This window comes from Cellulomonas sp. SG140 (assembly GCF_025770785.1).
In the GTDB taxonomy this organism is placed as follows: domain Bacteria; phylum Actinomycetota; class Actinomycetes; order Actinomycetales; family Cellulomonadaceae; genus Cellulomonas.
On the sequence record NZ_JANZLA010000004.1, the window covers coordinates 221,285 to 238,904 of the forward strand.

Here is a 17,620-nt window from a genome sequence, read left to right on the forward strand (position 1 = left end):
TCTTCTCCCACCGTCGGGGGTCGGCGCACCCGCCCGGAACCGGCCGATAGGTTGTGCCCCATGGCCAAGACGACCACCTCCTTCGTGCTGCGACCGTTCGAGAACCTGCCCGGCGAGACGGACTGGGTCGCGATGCGCGAGCTGGTGCCCGCCGCGACCGCCACCGTCCGCACGACCGCCGAGCACGGTGCCCGCGAGGTCGTCGTCACCACCGTCCTCCCCGACGCCTGGGCTGCCCTGCACCGGGCCGACGGCACCGTGATGGTGGCGCTGCAGACGCGCAGCAGCTCCGGCGACGCGAGCCGTGACCTCGCCGAGGCGCTGCTGCGCGCGCTCGACGCCGAGCCCGGCACCGCGATCGAGAACCTCGGCCTGCCCACGCCGGGCCCCCGGCTGCAGGACGTGCTGGACCTCTCGGTGCCGTTCGAGGTGACTCTGCTCGACTCGTTCGAGTACTGGCTCGACCCCGCCGCCGAGCGCACGCCGGACGTCGAGGCGGCTCTCGAGGAGGCCGACTCCGGCATCATCGACACCCGCAAGCTCCCCGGGGTCGAGTCCGCGTACTGGTGCCGCATGGGCGCCAAGGAGTTCCTGCGCTGGGTGCAGCCGCTCGACGAGCAGCAGGTGCTGGACGGGCTGGCCCGCCTGCACGGCCGCCGCGAGTCCGGCTTCGAGGACGCCAAGTTCATCGGCTACTTCCGCGCGGCCGGCCTGGTGGTCCCGGTGTGGGAGCTGGCCCGCGGCACCGAGGCCGAGGAGATCGAGGACGCCGTCAAGGCGTTCGCTCCGCGGTTCGCCGCCGCGGTGGCCGACGACTCGCCGCTCGACGCGAACGCCCGCCGCGCCCGCGCCGGTCTGGTGGCCCGCCAGGTCACCCTGCGCTGACCTCGGGCGCCCGCGGGGGCCGTCCGGGTGAACGTGGGCCTCGACCGGCGAGGTTGTGGAGGCCGTCGTTAGGCTGGTCACGTGACCAGGTCCGGCGACAGCACCCGCGAGCGGGGAGCAGTCACCGACCAGGGAGCAGGTGAGGGCGCCGAGCAGGCGCCGTCCGCGGACGGGCCCGCAGTCGCAGACGCGGACCCGCCGTCGGCCTCGGCCCGCCCCGCCCGGGCCGAGTCGGTGCGCATCGGCGCAGGACGCCCGCCGCGCCGGCAACGGGTGGCGGTGATCATCCCCGCCAAGGACGAGTCGCGGCGCATCGCCACCACGGTCCGCTCGGCACGCGCGATCCCCGGCGTCGACCTGGTGCTCGTGGTCGACGACGGCTCGGAGGACGCCACCCAGCACGTCGCCCGGGAGGCCGGTGCCGTCGTCGTGCGTCATTCCCACAACCGCGGCAAGGCCGCCGCGATGGAGACCGGCGCGGCGGTCGTCGCGATGCGCGACGCCCCGGACCGGCCGCCGCGCTTCCTGCTGTTCCTCGACGGCGACCTGGCGGAGTCGGCGGTGCACGCCGCCCCGCTGGTGCCGCCCGTGCTGGCCGGTGAGGCGGACCTGACGATCGCGCTGCTGCCGCCGCAGCCCGGGGCGGGCGGGCACGGGATCGTCGTCGGTGCCGCGCGGCACGGGATCGCGGCCCTCACGGGATGGACGCCCACCCAGCCGCTGTCCGGCATCCGTTGCCTGACGCGCGAGGCGTACGAGGCGGCGACGCCGCTGGCGCACGGCTGGGGCGTCGAGACCGGCATGACCATCGACCTGCTGCGGCAGGGGTTCCGGGTGCTCGAGGTGCCGTGCGACCTGCACCACCGTCCGTCGGGAGCCGACTGGAAGGGGCAGCTGCACCGGGCGGCGCAGTACCGGGACGTGCAGCTGGCGCTGAGCGCCCGACGGGCGCGCGCCGCGGGCGGCGTGGTCCGCGGAGTGTTCAGCGCGAAGCGGCCGGCCCGGGGTCCGCAGCTCTGACGGCGCGGTGGTCGTCCCGCAGCCGGGCGACAGCGGCGAGCAGCAGCGGGCCGAGGAGTGCGATCCCGGTCGCCGGGATGATGATCCCGGAGTCGTTCATCAGGAACCCGACCACCATGGCGGCGCCCCACGCCGCAAGGCCGGCGCGCAGCAGCGGCACCCGCGGAGCCAGCCCGCCCAGGTCCGTGTCCCGCAGCCGGCGGCCCTGCCGACGCGCGTGCCGCACCAGCGCGAGCCAGCCCAGCGCCACGGCAACGACCAGCAGCACCAGCACGCGCCAGTCGCCCAGCACGTGCAGGTTCGCGGACTCCTTGCGCGCGAGCACGGTCCACAGGCCACCCTGCAGCAGGGTCGCGACGAACCGGCCCAGATGGGTCCGCTCCGCCGGCGGCCGCAGGTAGTCGAGCACCATCAGGGTCCCGACGACGAGCACACCGGCAGCCACCACCAGCAGCACCGTCCGCCACCGGACCTGCCGCCCGCTGACCACCACGGCGAGCAGCCCGAACATCAGCAGCAGCGCCACCGGCCCGCCCGCATCGCTGCCGAGCCCCGGCGTGCCGTCCACCACGACCACCACCAGTCCCAGCGCGGCCACCGCGGCGACGGCCGCCCACCGCCGACCCCGGCGCACCAGCACGTCCGCGACCACCACCGCCAGCACCATCCCGGCCGTCGCCGCCAGGGCGAACGCCTGGTTGCTCCAGCCGTAGAACCGTGCGCCGAGCAGCCGGTGACCACCCATCGGCGTGTCCACGGTCAGCGGTGAGCCGAGCACCGCGTCGGCCAGCAGCACACCGACCGTTACGGTCGTCACGGCGGCTGCCGTCCCCAGCACGGTGCGCCGCCACGGACCCACCAGCGCCGGCACCGCCAGCAGCACCGCCCAGCCGAGGGCCGCCGCGCCGAGCGCCACACCCGGCGCACCGGCCCGCCACCACGGCACCAGCGCGACCAGGAAGGACGAGACGGGCAGCAGCGCCACCATCGTGCCGGCCACCTGCAGCGACCGCAGCACCGGGCGTGACGGCCGCCGACCCCCGCGCAGCAGCAGGGCGGCGACGACGACGAACAGCACCACGAGGATCAGCAGCCCGGCGTTGAACGTGCCCGAGACGCGGGTGATCGCCAGCGCCTCGCGCTGCACGTCGAGCAGACGGGCCAGCCGGGCGTCGGCCGTCGAGGGGCCAGCGGCGTGGCCGATGGTCGAGCCGACCAGCCCTGCACCACGGTCCCGCAGGCCGAGCGCGGCCAGCACGGTGGCCGGGACGTCCGCCGTCTGCACCAGACCCGTCTGCCGCGTGGCGCCGGAGGTCAGCAAGGCAGAGTCGTACCGACCGCCGTCCGGAGCCGGTCCGGTCGCGGCGACCAGCTGGAGGTCGGGGCTGCCGGAGTCGGTCAGGGAGGCGACCAGCACGGTGGTGCCGGGGTCGGCGGCCTCGAGCGCCCCACCGACCATCGAGTCGACCGCGGCGAGCTGCGTCGAGCGGTCCGCCGTCCCGGCGCGCTCCGCCGCACCCGCGCGCACGCCCCCGGCGTCGACGACGACCACCCGAGCAGACGCCAGCGCATCGCGCACCACCCCGGTCAGCCGGGAGGCCGACGACGGCAGCGCCGCGTACCGTCCCACCACCTGGCCGTCCGTCCCGGCGAGCGCCACCGCCGCCCCTGGACCGACCGCCGCCGTCGCCACCCCGGCGCTGCGCAGCGCCTCGCCGAAGCTCCCGGCCTTCGCGTCGTACTGCTGCGCCGCCAGCGCCGCCCGGTCCGCGGCCCACCCCGGTACGGCCCCGCCGACGGGCTCGTCGAGAGCCGCACAGGTCCCACCGGCCCGCGGCCCGGCCGCCTTGGTCCCCGCCGAGACGGTCAACCACCCGTCCGCCGGGCACCCGGTCGCCTCGACACCGCGGGTGCTGGCCACCGCCAGCCCGCCCGTGCGGGACAGCCGCCACAGGGCCGGTGTCGCGGTGGCGGACACGTCGCTCCACCGCACCCCGCTGGTGCCGACCACCAGCACCGGACCGGGCACGGCCCCGGGAGCGGCCGTCGTCCCGGGCGACCCTGTCGAGCCGGCCCCCGCCGCCCCCGTCAGCACCGTCACCAGACCGGCGAGCAGCGCCGTGACCAGGCCGGTCGCGACCACCCGCCGAGCCAGGGGACCGCGGCGGGCACGCACCCGGCTAGCCTACGCAGCGCACTCCTCTGCACCCCGACGGCCTCCAGGAGGACCGATGAGCGACCGCCCCCGGTACGCCTACCTCGGACCGGCCGGCACGTTCACCGAGGAGGCGCTGCTGCAGGTGGTGCGGCCCGACGAGGCCGTGCTGCTGCCGCAGACGGACGTCGGCTCGGCGATCGGCGCGGTGCGGGCCGGTGCTGCCGACTTCGCCGTGGTCGCCATCGAGAGCACCGTCGAGGGCGGCGTCACCGCCACGCTCGACGCCCTCGCCACCGGCGAGCCGCTGGTGGTGCTGCGCGAGATCCTCGTCCCCGTCCAGTTCACGCTGGCCGCCGCGCCCGGCCGGCAGCTGGCCGACGTGCACCGCATCAGCGCCCACCCGCACGCCTGGGTGCAGTGCCGGAACTGGTTGGCCGAGCGCCTGCCGCACGCGGTGCACGTGCCGGCCACCTCGAACACCGCGCCGGCCGCCCTGATCGCCGAGCGCCTGACCGACCCGTCGCTCCCGCCGCTCGCCTTCGACGCCGCCCTGGTGCCGCCGGCCGCGGTCCCCACGTACGGCCTGGCGGCGCTCGCCGACGAGGTGGCCGACAACGACGCGCTGGTCACCCGGTTCGTCGTCGTCGGCCACCCGGGCGAGGTCCCCGCACCGACCGGCGCCGACAAGACGAGCCTGGTGGTGCACCTGCCGGACAACGAGGCGGGCGCCCTGCTGGCGATGCTCGAGCAGTTCGCCGTCCGGGGCGTGAACCTGTCCCGCATCGAGTCGCGCCCCATCGGCGACGCGCTGGGCCGGTACTCGTTCTCGATCGACGCCGAGGGGCACATCCTCGACGAGCGCGTCGGCGAGGCGATCATGGGCCTGCGCCGGCGCTGCCCGTACGTCCGCTTCCTCGGCTCCTACCCCCGCGCCGACGCGCTCCCGCCGACCGTCCACGCGGGCACGTCGGACGCCGAGTTCGTCGACGCCCGCACGTGGCTGCGCGCCCTCCGCGCCGGCCAGGCCACCTGACGCGCCGCGGCCCGCGCGGCGGCCAGACGACCTGACGCGCCGCGGCCCGCGCGGCGGCCAGGCGACCTGACGCGCCGCCGGCTACGGCAGCAGCGGCGCGAACCCGTCGATCAGCCCCGCCAGCGCGGCCGGCGCCTCCAGCGGGATCAGGTGCCCGGACGGCAGCACCTCGAGCCGCGCGTCCGGCACGTACGGCAGCAGGTTGTCCCGCAGCACCTCGACCGGTTCCACGTGGTCGTGGTCGCCGCCGACCACCAGCGTCGGCACGTCGATCGCCGGTGTCAGCCCGCTGACGTCCTCGGCGATGCCCCGCAGCGGCCACTCGTCGCGGGCCTCCGCGCCGCTGGCCCGCGAGTCGGCCAGCACCTGCAGCTTCAGCTCCTCCGGCAGAGGAGTGCCGGTCAGCACGTGGTCGCGCACCCCGGCGATCGACTGGTCGGTGTCGTAGGCGTGCGCCAGCTGTGCCTGGTACTCCGACGAGATCATCGCGGCGGGCCGCGCCGGCCCGGGTGCCACCAGCACCAGCCCCAGAAGGCCGGCCGGACGGCCGGCGGCCACCAGCTGGGCCACCTTGCCGCCCATCGAGTGCCCGACCAGCACGTGCTCCCGCACGCCCGCCTCGGCGATCACCCCGAGGACGTCCGCGGCGAGCTGGTGCAGCGAGTACGGTCCCGGCAGGTGCTGCGAGCGACCCCAGCCGCGCAGGTCGAGCGCCAGCACGTCGCGCCCCGGCAACCGGTCGACGACGGCGTCCCAGGTGCGTGCCGACCCGCCCCAGTAGTGCAGCAGGACGAGCGTCGGGCCGGTACCGGCGCGATGGTCGTAAGTGGGCAGGCCGCTACCGGCCGCGGAGGCGGCGTCGGTCGACGGTCGGACGGTCGTGGTGGTGATCTCCGTGTTCTCCATGGCTCCATCCCACCGGAGCCACGCACGACGAGCATCGGGCGAACCAGTCGCGTGATGGTGAAAACTGGACACGTGCCAGCCGTGCAGCAGCTGACGTACCAGCCGCTCGGCGGGGTGCCACGTCCCGTCGAGGTGCTCACCTTCGACCGGCTCCGCGAGCTCAGCGCGGGGGGTACCCAGCGGGCCGACTTCCACGTCGTCGCCGTCGTCGACCGCGGGCACGGGGCCGTCACCGTCGACTTCCGCCGGCACCGGCTCGGTCCCCGCTCGGCGGTCTGGATCCCGCCGGGCGCCGTGCACCGCTGGGACGACATCGAGGAGCTGTCCGGCCGTCTGGTGCTGTTCGTCCCGAGCGCACCCGCCACCCCGGCCACCCGCCGGCTCAGTGCAGCACCGAACCAGGCGCCGACGTGGACGGTCGGACCGGACTGGCCCCTGCTCACCGCGGCCCTCGACCACCTCGAGCTCGAGGCCGCTGCCGGACCGTCGGAGCTCGCCGCCCTCCTCCTGTCGGCCCTCCTCCTGCGGCTGGACCCGCCCGGCCGGGACCCCGAGCCCGACGACTCGCTGTTCGCGCTGTTCCGGGACCGCGTCGAGGAGGGTTTCCGTACGCACCGCGACGCCGGGTACTACGCGAGGGCACTCGGCTACGCACCCCGGACGCTGTCCCGGGCGGTCCAGCGCGCCACGGGCGGCACCGCCAAGGCCTACCTGACCGAGCGCGTGGTCCTCGAGGCGGAGCGCCTGCTCGCGCACGACGGCGTCACGGCCGCCCGCTGCGCGCGCGAGCTGGGCTTCCCGGACGCGACGAGCTTCTCGGTGTTCTTCCGCACCGCCACCGGGCTGCCGCCGGCCCGCTGGCTGGCGCAGTGGCGCGACGCCCCCACCGGCCACGAGCCGACGTCCTGACCCAGCCCCTCGAGCGGGCTGGACCCGGGCCTGCGCCCGGCCGTCCCGACCCGGGTCCGATCAGCTCGCGGGTGCCGGCACCCGCACGACGAGCGCGCCCGGGTCCACCCGTGCCGCCAGCTCTGCCACCTGTCCCAGCACGTCCCCGTCCAGCTGCACGTGCTCGCCCCCGGACAGCTGCATCTCCACCGACCGCGCCCGGGTGTGGTCGATCCGCCCGATCCGCGCCGGCAGCGGGTTCCGCAGCCCGAACCCCTGCAGCACCACCTCGCCGAGCAGCTGCGCCCAGCCGGCCACCCCGCCGCGCGTGTCGATCGCGGCGATGTCCAGCCAGCCGTCGTCGAGCACCGCGTCCGGCAGCAGCTGCAGGCCGCCGGGCAGCTTCCCGCAGTTGCCCACCAGCAGGCTGCGCAGCCGCAGCTCCTGCCACGCCCGGCCGTCCAGCTTCACCCGCACCCGGCTGCGCCGCCCGTGCAGGTGCTGCACCCCGGCGACGAAGTAGGCGATCCAGCCGACCTTGGCCTTGAGGTCCTCGTCGGTGCTGGCCACCATCGCGGCGTCGAACCCGACCCCGCCGATCACCAGGAAGATGTGCTCGCGGTCCGGATCGGGGTCGGCGGCCGGGCCGGTCACCTCCTCGTCCGGGTCCTCGGCGTCCGCAGCCGCCCACCGCTGCACGGCCACCCAGCCGACGTCGATGGTCCGGTCCTTGCCGTCCAGCGCCGCGGTGATCGCCGCCGCCGGGTCGCCCACCGGGATGTCGAGGTTGCGCGCCAGCAGGTTCCCCGTGCCGAGGGGGAGCAGCGCCATCGGTACGTCGGTGTGCACCAGCGCCTCGGCGACCGCGCGCACGGTCCCGTCACCACCGACCGCCACGACGAGCTTCGCGCCGCGCTCCACCGCCTCGCGCGCCTGCCCCACGCCGGGGTCCTCGACGGTGGTCTCGAGCCACAGGGGCTCGGGCAGGTACCGCTCGGAGCAGGCCTTGACCACCTGGGTGCGCAGCGCGGCGACGTCAGGCTTGGACGGGTTGGCGACGAAGGCGACGAGCGGCCGCTCCTCGTCGTCCGGCCCCGTCAGCACCTCCGCAGCGGCGGCCGGCGCACCGGCTGCCCCCGGGTGACCCAGCCGTCCGGCGGCCTGCCGACGGGCCACCCACACCGCCAGCACGATCGCGACCAGCGCGAGCACCGCAGCCGTCAGCCCCAGCCAGTCGTGCCATGTCATGTCCGGCAATCTACGCATCCACCTGCGACGTCGCGCGGTCGGGGCGGGTGAGGACGGCGCTCGCCGACAGGCCACGCCGCGGGTGACGGTGCCGGCCGGTCGATAGGCTGGCAGCCGTGATCGATCTGCGGCTCCTGCGGGAGGACCCCGATGTGGTGCGCGCCAGCCAGGTCGCGCGTGGTGACGACCCCCACCTGGTGGACGAGATCCTCGACGCCGACGCGCGCCGCCGCTCCGCGCTGACGGCGTTCGAGACGCTGCGCGCCGAGCAGAAGTCCCTCGGCAAGGACGTCGCGAAGGCCGCCGGTGCCGACAAGGAGCACCTGCTGTCCCGGGCACGGCAGCTGGCCGACGAGGTGAAGGCGCGCCAGTCGGACGCGGAGGACGCCGAGAAGCAGGCGGACCTGCTGGCCCGCCGCATCGGCAACGTGGTGGCGGACGGCGTCCCCGCCGGCGGCGAGAACGACTACGTCGTGCTGGAGCACGTGGGCACGCCGCGCGACTTCGCCGCCGAGTACGGCGACGGCTTCCGGGTCCGCGACCACCTCGAGCTCGGCGAGGGCCTGCAGGCGATCGACACCGAGCGCGGCTCCAAGGTGTCCGGCGCCCGGTTCTACTACCTGACCGGCATCGGCGCCCGCCTCGAGCTGGCGCTGCTGAACGCCGCCGTCGACCGCGCGCTCGCCGCCGGCTTCACCCCGGTGATCACGCCCACCCTGGTCAAGCCCGAGATCATGGCCGGCACCGGCTTCCTCGGCGCCCACGCCGACGAGATCTACCGCCTCGAGGCGGACGACCTGTACCTGGTCGGCACCAGCGAGGTCGCCCTCGCCGGCTACCACTCGGGCGAGATCATCGACCTGTCCGCCGGCCCCAAGCGGTACGCCGGCTGGAGCGCGTGCTACCGCCGCGAGGCCGGCTCGTACGGCAAGGACACCCGCGGCATCATCCGCGTGCACCAGTTCCACAAGGTCGAGGCGTTCAGCTACACGACCGTCGAGGACGCGGCCGACGAGCACCAGCGGATCCTCGGCTGGGAGAAGGAGATGCTCGGCCTCGTCGAGCTGCCGTACCGCGTGATCGACACCGCCGCCGGCGACCTCGGCTCGTCGGCCGCTCGTAAGTTCGACTGCGAGGCCTGGCTGCCCAGCCAGCAGCGCTACCTCGAGCTGACCAGCACCTCGAACTGCACCACGTTCCAGGCCCGCCGCCTCGGCATCCGCGAGCGCACGGCGGACGGCTCCGTCCGCACCGTCGCCACGCTGAACGGCACCCTGGCCACCACCCGCTGGCTCGTCGCCATCCTGGAGAACCACCAGCTCGAGGACGGGTCGGTCCGCGTGCCGGAGGGCCTGCGCCCGTACCTGGGCGGCGTGGAGGTGCTGCACCCGGCGGCGACGGCATGACCGGGACCGCAGGCCGGGTCGGCCTGCTCGCCCTGGACGTCGACGGCACCGTCATGACGTACGACGGCGTCGTGTCCGACGGTGTCCGCACCGCCGTGTCCGCCCTGGTCCAGGCCGGGGTCCACGTCGTGCTCGCCACCGGTCGCTCGTTGCAGGGCGCTGCCCAGGCGGCCGCCGCGCTCGACCTGACCGACGGCTGGCTGGTGTGCTCCAACGGCGCGGTCATCGCCCGCCTCGACTCGGACCTGGACGACGGCTACGAGCTGCACCAGGTGGTCACCTTCGACCCGGCACCTGCCCTGCGCGCCCTGGCGATCGAGCTGCCGGACGCGCTGTACGCGGTGGAGAACCTCGGCGTCGGCTTCCTGGTCAGCGCGGACTTCCCGCCGGGGGAGCTGAGCGGCGAGACCGAGGTCGTGCCGTTCGAGCGGCTCCTCGCGGCGCCCGCCAGCCGGGTGGTGATCCGCAGCCCCGACAGCACGCCGGACGAGTTCCACGCCCTCGTCGAGCGCGTCGGGCTGCACGAGGTGTCCTACGCCGTCGGCTGGAGCGCCTGGCTGGACCTGACGCCCGGCGGCGTCTCCAAGGCGAGCGCCCTGGAGCAGGTGCGCCGCGAGCTCGGGGTGCAGCCGTTCGCGACGATGGCCGTCGGCGACGGCTCGAACGACACCGAGATGCTCGAGTGGGCGGCCCGTGGCATCGCGATGGGCCACGCCGACGAGCGGGTGCGCGCCGCGGCCGACGAGGTGACCGGCACCATCGACGACGACGGCCTGCTGCCGGTGCTGCGGTCGCTGCTGCACTGACCGCCGGCAGCATCCGGCCTGCTCAGAGGCGACGAGCGGCAGGACCACCGACCCGTTCCAGCACGCTGGCCTGCGGTTTCGCGGGAGCGCTCCCGCGCCGCCGGTCGGGCTCGCCCGCTGCTGCGCCGACCCGAGTCGCGGTGGACCACCGCCGGTCCGCGGTGCACAATCGGCCCCCGTGGCGCGCATCGAGGACGTGGCGCGGTCCGCCGGTGTCTCGACGGCGACCGTCTCTCGCGCGCTGCGAGGCCTCCCGCACGTGTCCTCGCAGACCCGTGACCGGGTGCGTGAGGTCGCCCGCGAGCTCGGTTACGTCGCCTCCCCGTCGGCCGCCAGCCTCGCCTCGGGGCGGACCCGCACCATCGGCCTGCTGACGCCGTGGGTGAACCACTGGTTCTTCGCCAACGTGATCGACGGTGCCGAGCGGGCGCTGCGCGCCCAGGGCTTCGACGCGCTGCTGTACACGTTCGAGATCTCCCGCGACCTGCGCCGACGTCAGGTGGACCCCGACGTGCTCCGCCGACGGGTGGACGGCGTGATCGTCGTCGGCATGCCGCTGGACCGCGACGAGGTCGCCGCCCTGGTCGGCCTGGGCCACCCGCTGATCTTCATCGGCACCGGTGCCCCCGGCCAGGTCACCGTGCGGGTGGACGACCTGCGCACCGCCACCGAGGCCACCGAGCACCTGCTGCGCCTGGGCCACCGCACCATCGGGCACATCACCGGGTCCCCGCAGGACAACGCGCCGTGGGCGCCGCCGATCGACCGCCGCTCCGGGTGGAAGGAGGCGATGACGCGCGCGGGCGCCGAGCCGAGCCCGGAGCTGGAGGTGAACGGCTACTTCGACGTCGAGGGCGGCCGGGAGTCCACGTGCCGGCTGCTGGCGCGGCGCCCCGACGTGACGGCGATCTTCGCGGCGTCCGACGAGATGGCGATGGGGGCGATCCTCGCCGCCCGCGAGCTGGGCCGGCGGGTGCCGGAGGACCTGTCGGTGATCGGCATCGACGGCCACGACCTCGGTGAGCTCGTGGGCCTGACCACGATGGCGCAGTCCGCCGAGGACCAGGGGACCGCCGCCGCGACGCTGCTCCTGGGCATGATCGCCGGCACCCCGGCGCCCGAGCAGGTGATCTTCCCGACCCAGCTGGTGGTGCGCACCTCCACCGCCGCTCCGGTGGCGCATCTCGCTACGTGACGAAATCGTGACGTCGGGGTGCTTGACGGCTCCCGGGCGGCGAATGTCAAGATCAAGCCGGTCTGTAAGCGTTTGCAGACACCAGCCACCTGTCGCATCAACGAAGTTGTGACCGGGAAGGACAGACATGAAGCGAACCTCACGATTCGCCGCTGCTGCCGCTGGCGTGGCGGCACTGGCGACCGTCGCCGCGTGTTCCAGCGGCGGCTCGTCCGGAACCTCGAGCTCGAGCGGCGGCTCGGCGGCCGCCCTGACCGGCGACTGCGCGCAGTACCAGGACTACGCCGGCCACAGCGGCAAGACCGTCACGATGTTCGGGTCGATCCTCAGCCCCGAGTCGGACTCGCTGAACTCCTCGTGGGCCGACTTCTCCAAGTGCACCGGCATCACCATCCAGTACACGGGCTCCAACACCTTCGAGTCCGACCTGCCGGTGAAGGTCAACGGCGGCAACGCCCCGAACCTCGCGATCATCCCGCAGCCCGGTCTGCTCGCGCAGATGGTGGCGACGGGCGCGGTGAAGGACCCGCCGGCCCAGACCGTCAAGAACGAGGACAACTGGAACGCCGCCTGGAAGGGCTACGGCTCGGTCGACGGCAAGTTCTACGCGGCCCCGATGAGCGCCAACATGAAGTCCCTGGTCTGGTACTCGCCGAAGTACTTCAAGGACAACGGCTTCACCGTCCCCACCACGTGGGCCGACATGATGTCGCTGTCCGACCAGATGGCGTCGAAGATGACCGGCGCCGCGAAGCCGTGGTGCGGCGGCATCGGCTCCGGCACCGCGAGCGGCTGGCCTGCCACCGACTGGCTCGAGGAGGTCGTCCTCGGCAAGTACGGCGGCCAGGTCTACGACGACTGGATCAGCCACAAGGTCAAGTTCTCCGACCCGCAGATCCAGGACGCGATGAAGGTCGTCAGCGACTGGCTGCAGAACCCGAAGTGGGTCAACGGCGGCGTCGGTGACGTCAAGACGATCGCCACCACCACGTTCCAGAACGCGGGCCTGCCGATCCTGAAGAACGAGTGCGGCATGCTGCAGCAGGCGTCCTTCTACGAGGCGCAGTGGCCGAAGGGCACCAAGGTCGGACCTGACGGCGACGTCATGGCCTTCAAGCTCCCGGCCGTCGACCCGTCGATCAAGACGCCCGTCGAGGGTGGCGGCGAGTTCGTGACCGCGTTCTCCGACGACCCGGCCGTGCAGGCGGTGCAGAACTACCTGAGCAGCCCGCAGTGGGCTGAGAGCCGGATCAAGGTCGCACCGGGCTGGGTCTCCGCGAACGAGAAGGTCGACCAGAGCCTGTACACCGACCCGATCGACCAGCTGTCCGCCAAGTACCTCGCCGACCCGAACGCCACGTTCCGGTTCGACGCCTCGGACGCCATGCCGGCGGCCGTCGGTGCCGGTGCCGAGTGGACCGGGATGGTCGACTGGTTCGGCAGCGGCAAGTCCGCGGCGGACGTCGCCAAGGCGATCGACGCGGCCTGGCCGAGCTGACCGACCCCACCTGTTCCACCTGCTTGAGATCTGAGGTGCTCCGGCCCGCGGGCGAGTCCCGCGGGCCGGAGCACCCTTTCTGCCCGACCGTGGCACCCTGTTCGAAGCGAGACAGACAAGGGGGTCTGTGGTGAGCGCTACCTACGTCTCATTGGCGTCGAGCGTGGCCGGCCAGGCGGCCACCACCCTGCTCGGCGCCGTCGAAGCCGTCGCCGGCTTCGTCGCGATCCTCGCGATCGTCTTCTACGTCGCCGGCCGGGCGACCGGGCGGCTCGAGAAGCCGCTGGCGGTGATCATCTGCCTGGGCCCGGCCCTGTTCCTGGTCGCCCTCGGGCTGGTGATCCCGGCGATCACGACGATCAACAACAGCCTGACCAACCAGCAGTTCCTCGGCCAGCAGAAGACCAAGAAGGTCGGTCTGAAGAACTACGTCTTCGCGTTCACCGACCCGTACACCCAGCAGACCATCGTGCGGACGGTGCTGTGGCTGGTGATCGTGCCGGCGGTCGCGGTGGGCGTCGGCCTGCTGGTCGCCCTCCTGGTGGACCGCATGAAGTACGCGTCGATCCCCAAGACGATGGTCTTCCTGCCGACCGCCATCTCGTTCGTGGGTGCGGCCGTCATCTGGTCGTACGTCTACAACTACGTGACGCCGTCGCAGCCGCAGACCGGTCTGCTCAGCCAGGTGGTCATCAAGCTCGGCTGGCACAACCCGCCCAACTGGCTGATCACCCCGCCGCTGAACACCTTCCTCGAGATGGTGATCATGATCTGGATCCAGGCGGGGTTCGCGATGGTGGTGCTCGGCGCCGCCCTCAAGGCGATCCCCGACGAGGTGATCGAGTCGGCGCGGATGGACGGTGCCTCGGGGTTCCGGCTGTTCCGCACCATCCAGATCCCGATGATCCGCAACACCCTGGTCGTGGTGCTGACGACGGTGATGATCACCACGCTGAAGGTCTTCGACATCGTCTTCACCATCAACAACGGCAACTTCAAGACGGACGTGCTCGCCCGCCAGATGTACGCGGACATGTTCGTCACCAGCCAGGTCGCTCGCGGCAGCGCGCTGGCCGTGATCCTGTTCCTCGCCGTCCTGCCGCTGGTGCTCTACAACGTCCGACAGCTGCGCAGGGAGCGTGAGATCCGATGAGCGCCACCACCGACCCGATGAGCGCGACCGGCACGGCGACGACCGACGTCAAGAAGCCCCTCACCGGTCCGGCGGCCACCAAGGCCGTCCGGTCGGCGTTCAGCAGCCCGGCGGCCTCGATCGTCGCGATCGCGATCGGCGTGCTGTGGACCATCCCGACGTTCGGTCTGTTCGTCAACTCGTTCCGGTCGAAGACCGACGCGGCCACCACAGGCTGGTGGATGTTCTTCGTCCACCCCAGCTTCAGCCTCGACGGGTACCGCCAGGTGCTCACCGGGCAGGGCGGCCTGTTCATCCCGCTGGTGAACTCCCTGGCGATCACCATCCCGGCGACGATCATCCCGATCTTCGTCGCCTCGATGGCCGGGTACGCACTGGCGTGGATGCGGTTCCGGGGCAGCGACGCGATCTTCTTCACGTTCTTCGCCCTGCAGGTGGTGCCGCTCCAGATGGCGCTGGTGCCGCTGCAGCAGTACTACGTGCACGGGCTGCGGATCGCGGGGGTGACGGTGCTGCCGTCACCGGGTGTGAACGGAACGTTGGCGCAGATCTGGCTGTCGCACACGATGTTCTCGCTGCCGCTGGCGGTGTTCCTGCTGCACAACTTCATCGCGCAGCTGCCGTCGTCGCTGATCGAGGCGGCGCGGGTGGACGGCGCCTCGCACCTGCGGGTGTTCCGGTCGATCGTGCTGCCGCTGTCCATGCCGGCGATCGCGTCGTTCTCCATCTTCCAGTTCCTCTGGGTGTGGAACGACCTGCTCGTGGCCAAGACCTTCGGCGGCTCGAACCCTGCGCTGCAACCGGTCACCGCCCGGATGCAGAGCCTGACCGGCAGCTACGGCTCGCACCTGGAGCTGCTGGCACCGGCCGGCTTCCTGACGATCGTCGTCCCGGTGATCGTGTTCCTCGCCCTCCAGCGCTACTTCGTCCGAGGGCTGCTCGCGGGGTCGGTCAAGGGCTGATCCGGACGCGACGGGGCGGGTGCGCGGTGCAGGCATAGCCTGACCCGCGTGCCCGCCCCGCTGCTGTTCCTGCTGTCGGGGCTGACCCAGTACCTCGGTGCCGCGGTGGCCGTGCGGCTGTTCGGCGTGCTGCCACCGGCCACCGTCGCGTGGCTGCGGATCGCCGTCTCGGCGGTGCTGCTGCTGGTGTGGGCGCGGCCGTGGCGGCGTGGTCCGTGGGACCGTCGGCGGCTGCTCACCACCGCCGCGTTCGGCGTGGTGCTCGCGGCGATGAACGTCAGCTTCTACGTGGCGATCGCGCACCTGCCGCTGGGCACGGCGGTGGCGATCGAGTTCGTCGGACCCGTGGCGGTGGCCGCCGTGACCGGGTCCGGGTGGCGGGAGCGCGCCGCGATCGCGGTCGCGGCGGTGGGTGTGGTGCTGCTCGCGGGGGTGTCGCTGCACACCGGTGGGTCGGCCCGCGTGGGGCTGCTGGCGATCGGTGCGGCGGCTGCCTTCTGGGCCGGGTACATCCTGCTGGGCCGGCGGGTGGCCGGTCAGGCGTCGGGCCTGTCGGGCCTGGCGGTCGGGATGACGACGGGTGCGGTGGTCCTGGCGCCCGGGTTCGCCGGTGCCGCGGGGCCCGCGCTGCACGAGGTGCGGCTCGCCGCCGCGGTGGTGGCGGTGGCCGTGTGCTCGTCGGTGGTGCCGTACGGCATCGAGCAGGTGGTGCTGCGCCGCGTGAGCGCCGCGACGTTCGCCGTGCTGCTGGCACTCCTGCCGGCGAGCGCGGCCGTGGTCGGTGCCGTGGTGCTGCGCCAGCTGCCTCATCCGGTGGACCTCGTCGGGCTCGCCGCCGTCTGCGGTGCGATCGCGCTGACCGCTCGCCGCGAGCCGCCGGTGGTGCGCGCGGCCCGCAGCCGCACCGAACCCGCCCCGGACGACGGGTCGGGGTGACGGGTTGGGCTGACCGGGGGATTCGCCCTCGAAACGGCCACTCAGCCCGGGCACAGGCTGCGATGATCGCGCCGCCCGGCCGTCACCGGGATGTGCGCCGACGTATCGGCGCCACCTGAGCGGGGGGCTCACATGTCGTTGCAGCGCCGTCTTGTCGTGGGTTCGTCCGTCGCCGCGATCGCGGTGGTCCTCACCGGGTGCGGCGCCTCGGCGCCGCAGGCCGCCGCTCCCGCCGCTGGCGCCTCGGAGGCGGTCGTGACGCCGACACCGACCCCGACGCCCACGCCGACGGCGGTCTACACCCTGACCTCCGCGACGTTCGCGCAGGCGATGCAGGCGGCGGCCGCCAAGGCCACGAGCTGCACGTTCACCCTCCAGGTCGCGACGAACGGTCAGACGATCACGGCGGACGGCGCCCTGCGCGTGCTGCCGGACAAGACCAGCGAGCTGGCCATGAAGATGACCACCTCGGGCACCGGGTCGATCGACCTGCGCGTGGTGGCCGGTACCTGGTACATCAGCGGTGGCGAGCTGACGGGCGGCAAGTTCGTCAAGGGCGACCCGAAGGACCCGAAGGGGCCGTTCGCGGGCATGGCCGGGGTGTTCGACTCCGTGAACCCGAACCAGGGGATGTCGGCGTTCCAGGACGCGATCGTCTCGGTGACGCCGGCGGGCGGCACCGAGCAGGTGGACGGCGTCCCGACGCAGGCGTACGACGTGGTGGTCGACACCACGAAGCTCAGCGCCGCCGTCCGTTCGGAGCAGTTCGACGAGAAGACGGCGCTGCCGGCCCAGATCAGCTACCGGTACTGGTTCGGTGCCGACGGCCTGGTGCGCAAGATGACGTCGGACGTGCAGGGCGAGCAGCAGGTGATGACGTTCTCGGGCTGGGGCCAGCCGGTGGACATCCAGGCGCCGCCGGCCAACCAGGTGGTCACGCTCAAGTGAGGACGCGGCCCCGTCGGCCGTCGGGCCGGCGGGGCACCACCCCGGCTAGAGGTACTGGCCGGTGGAGCGGGAGCTGTCGCCGTCGTCGTCCTGGTCGCGCGGGACCACGAAGACGCCCGGTCCCGCCTGCTGCGGGTGCACGCCCGGCGGCAGTGCGCGGCGCATCCCGGTCAGCTGTGCCTGCGCCGCCATCTGCTGCGCGACCAGCGCCGTCTGGATCCCGTGGAACAGACCCTCGAGCCAGCCGACCAGCTGGGCCTGCGCGATCCGCAGCTCGGCGTCCGACGGTGCGTCGTCGCTGAACGGCAGCGTGATGCGGTGCAGCTCGGCGACCAGCTCGGGGGACAGGCCCTCCTCGAGCTCGGCCAGCGACCGCTCGTGGATCTCGGCGAGCCGGCTGCGCGCCGCGTCGTCGAGCGGGGCGCTGCGCACCTCGTCGAGCAGCTGCTTGATCATGGTGCCGATCCGCATCACCTTGGCCGGCTGCTCCACGAGCGAACCGACCTGCTCGTCGCGGTCCTCGTCGGGTTCGGGGCGCGCGGCGGAGGTCGTCACGTCGTCGTCCGCCACGGTCGTCT

At 73.4% G+C, this 17,620-nt stretch carries 16 protein-coding genes; 12 read left to right on the top strand and 4 right to left on the bottom strand.

Annotation, left to right across the window (positions count from 1 at the left end):
• The first annotated feature begins 60 nt into the window (after positions 1 to 60).
• Both N0B34_RS09740 and N0B34_RS09745 read left to right on the top strand, forming a co-directional pair.
• Positions 61 to 885, top strand: coding sequence for a DUF5926 family protein (locus N0B34_RS09740; RefSeq protein ID WP_263731176.1), 825 nt, complete (start codon positions 61 to 63; stop codon positions 883 to 885).
• Between the two features lie 81 nt (positions 886 to 966).
• Positions 967 to 1,905 (top strand): glycosyltransferase family 2 protein, encoded by a 939-nt coding sequence (locus N0B34_RS09745; protein ID WP_412175722.1) that lies wholly within the window; start codon positions 967 to 969, stop codon positions 1,903 to 1,905.
• On the opposite strand, the gene N0B34_RS09750 is transcribed toward N0B34_RS09745, so the two are convergent.
• A complete protein-coding gene (locus N0B34_RS09750) occupies positions 1,868 to 4,081 on the bottom strand; it encodes a hypothetical protein (protein WP_263731177.1) in 2,214 nt (737 codons plus the stop codon). The two genes, N0B34_RS09745 and N0B34_RS09750, sit on opposite strands and share 38 nt — an antisense overlap.
• A gap of 55 nt (positions 4,082 to 4,136) precedes the next feature.
• Between N0B34_RS09750 and pheA the strand changes: the two genes are divergently transcribed.
• Positions 4,137 to 5,096: a prephenate dehydratase gene (gene pheA, locus N0B34_RS09755; protein ID WP_263731178.1), complete on the top strand. Its 960-nt coding sequence runs from the start codon at positions 4,137 to 4,139 to the stop codon at positions 5,094 to 5,096.
• An 81-nt stretch (positions 5,097 to 5,177) separates the two neighbouring features.
• Here the strand turns inward: pheA and N0B34_RS09760 are convergent, their stop codons facing one another.
• Complete coding sequence (locus N0B34_RS09760) at positions 5,178 to 6,002, bottom strand: alpha/beta fold hydrolase (RefSeq protein WP_263731179.1); 825 nt, start codon at positions 6,000 to 6,002, stop codon at positions 5,178 to 5,180.
• Between the two features lie 72 nt (positions 6,003 to 6,074).
• On the opposite strand from N0B34_RS09760, the gene N0B34_RS09765 reads away from it, so the two are divergent.
• Positions 6,075 to 6,911: an AraC family transcriptional regulator gene (locus tag N0B34_RS09765; protein WP_263731180.1), complete on the top strand. Its 837-nt coding sequence runs from the start codon at positions 6,075 to 6,077 to the stop codon at positions 6,909 to 6,911.
• Between the two features lie 60 nt (positions 6,912 to 6,971).
• Here N0B34_RS09765 and N0B34_RS09770 read toward each other — a convergent pair whose 3' ends face one another.
• Complete coding sequence (locus N0B34_RS09770; protein WP_263731181.1) at positions 6,972 to 8,138, bottom strand: diacylglycerol/lipid kinase family protein; 1,167 nt, start codon at positions 8,136 to 8,138, stop codon at positions 6,972 to 6,974.
• Between the two features lie 116 nt (positions 8,139 to 8,254).
• Here N0B34_RS09770 and serS point away from each other — a divergent pair, with 116 nt between their 5' ends.
• The 8 genes from serS (at position 8,255) to N0B34_RS09810 (ending at position 17,042) form a co-directional block, all read left to right on the top strand.
• Positions 8,255 to 9,544 (top strand): serine--tRNA ligase, encoded by a 1,290-nt coding sequence (serS, locus tag N0B34_RS09775; RefSeq protein WP_263731182.1) that lies wholly within the window; start codon positions 8,255 to 8,257, stop codon positions 9,542 to 9,544.
• On the top strand, positions 9,541 to 10,350 hold the full coding sequence (locus tag N0B34_RS09780) for an HAD family hydrolase (RefSeq protein ID WP_263731183.1): 810 nt from the start codon (positions 9,541 to 9,543) through the stop codon (positions 10,348 to 10,350). The genes serS and N0B34_RS09780 overlap by 4 nt, the downstream gene beginning before the upstream one ends.
• Positions 10,351 to 10,528: 178 nt before the next feature.
• Positions 10,529 to 11,545, top strand: a complete 1,017-nt coding sequence (locus N0B34_RS09785; protein WP_263731184.1) for a LacI family DNA-binding transcriptional regulator — start codon at positions 10,529 to 10,531, stop codon at positions 11,543 to 11,545.
• Positions 11,546 to 11,672: 127 nt separating this feature from the next.
• Positions 11,673 to 13,043 carry an ABC transporter substrate-binding protein gene (locus N0B34_RS09790; protein WP_263731185.1) on the top strand — a complete coding sequence of 457 codons (1,371 nt, stop codon included), beginning with the start codon at positions 11,673 to 11,675 and terminating at the stop codon, positions 13,041 to 13,043.
• 130 nt (positions 13,044 to 13,173) lie between these two features.
• Complete coding sequence (locus N0B34_RS09795; protein ID WP_263731186.1) at positions 13,174 to 14,196, top strand: carbohydrate ABC transporter permease; 1,023 nt, start codon at positions 13,174 to 13,176, stop codon at positions 14,194 to 14,196.
• On the top strand, positions 14,193 to 15,158 hold the full coding sequence (locus N0B34_RS09800) for a carbohydrate ABC transporter permease (RefSeq protein WP_263731187.1): 966 nt from the start codon (positions 14,193 to 14,195) through the stop codon (positions 15,156 to 15,158). Before N0B34_RS09795 ends, N0B34_RS09800 begins: the two co-directional genes overlap by 4 nt.
• A gap of 48 nt (positions 15,159 to 15,206) precedes the next feature.
• Positions 15,207 to 16,094 carry an EamA family transporter gene (locus N0B34_RS09805; RefSeq protein ID WP_263731188.1) on the top strand — a complete coding sequence of 296 codons (888 nt, stop codon included), beginning with the start codon at positions 15,207 to 15,209 and terminating at the stop codon, positions 16,092 to 16,094.
• 156 nt (positions 16,095 to 16,250) lie between these two features.
• Positions 16,251 to 17,042 carry a hypothetical protein gene (locus tag N0B34_RS09810; RefSeq protein WP_263731189.1) on the top strand — a complete coding sequence of 264 codons (792 nt, stop codon included), beginning with the start codon at positions 16,251 to 16,253 and terminating at the stop codon, positions 17,040 to 17,042.
• Between the two features lie 45 nt (positions 17,043 to 17,087).
• Here the strand turns inward: N0B34_RS09810 and N0B34_RS09815 are convergent, their stop codons facing one another.
• Positions 17,088 to 17,612 carry a bacterial proteasome activator family protein gene (locus tag N0B34_RS09815; protein ID WP_412175728.1) on the bottom strand — a complete coding sequence of 175 codons (525 nt, stop codon included), beginning with the start codon at positions 17,610 to 17,612 and terminating at the stop codon, positions 17,088 to 17,090.
• Positions 17,613 to 17,620 lie beyond the last annotated feature (8 nt).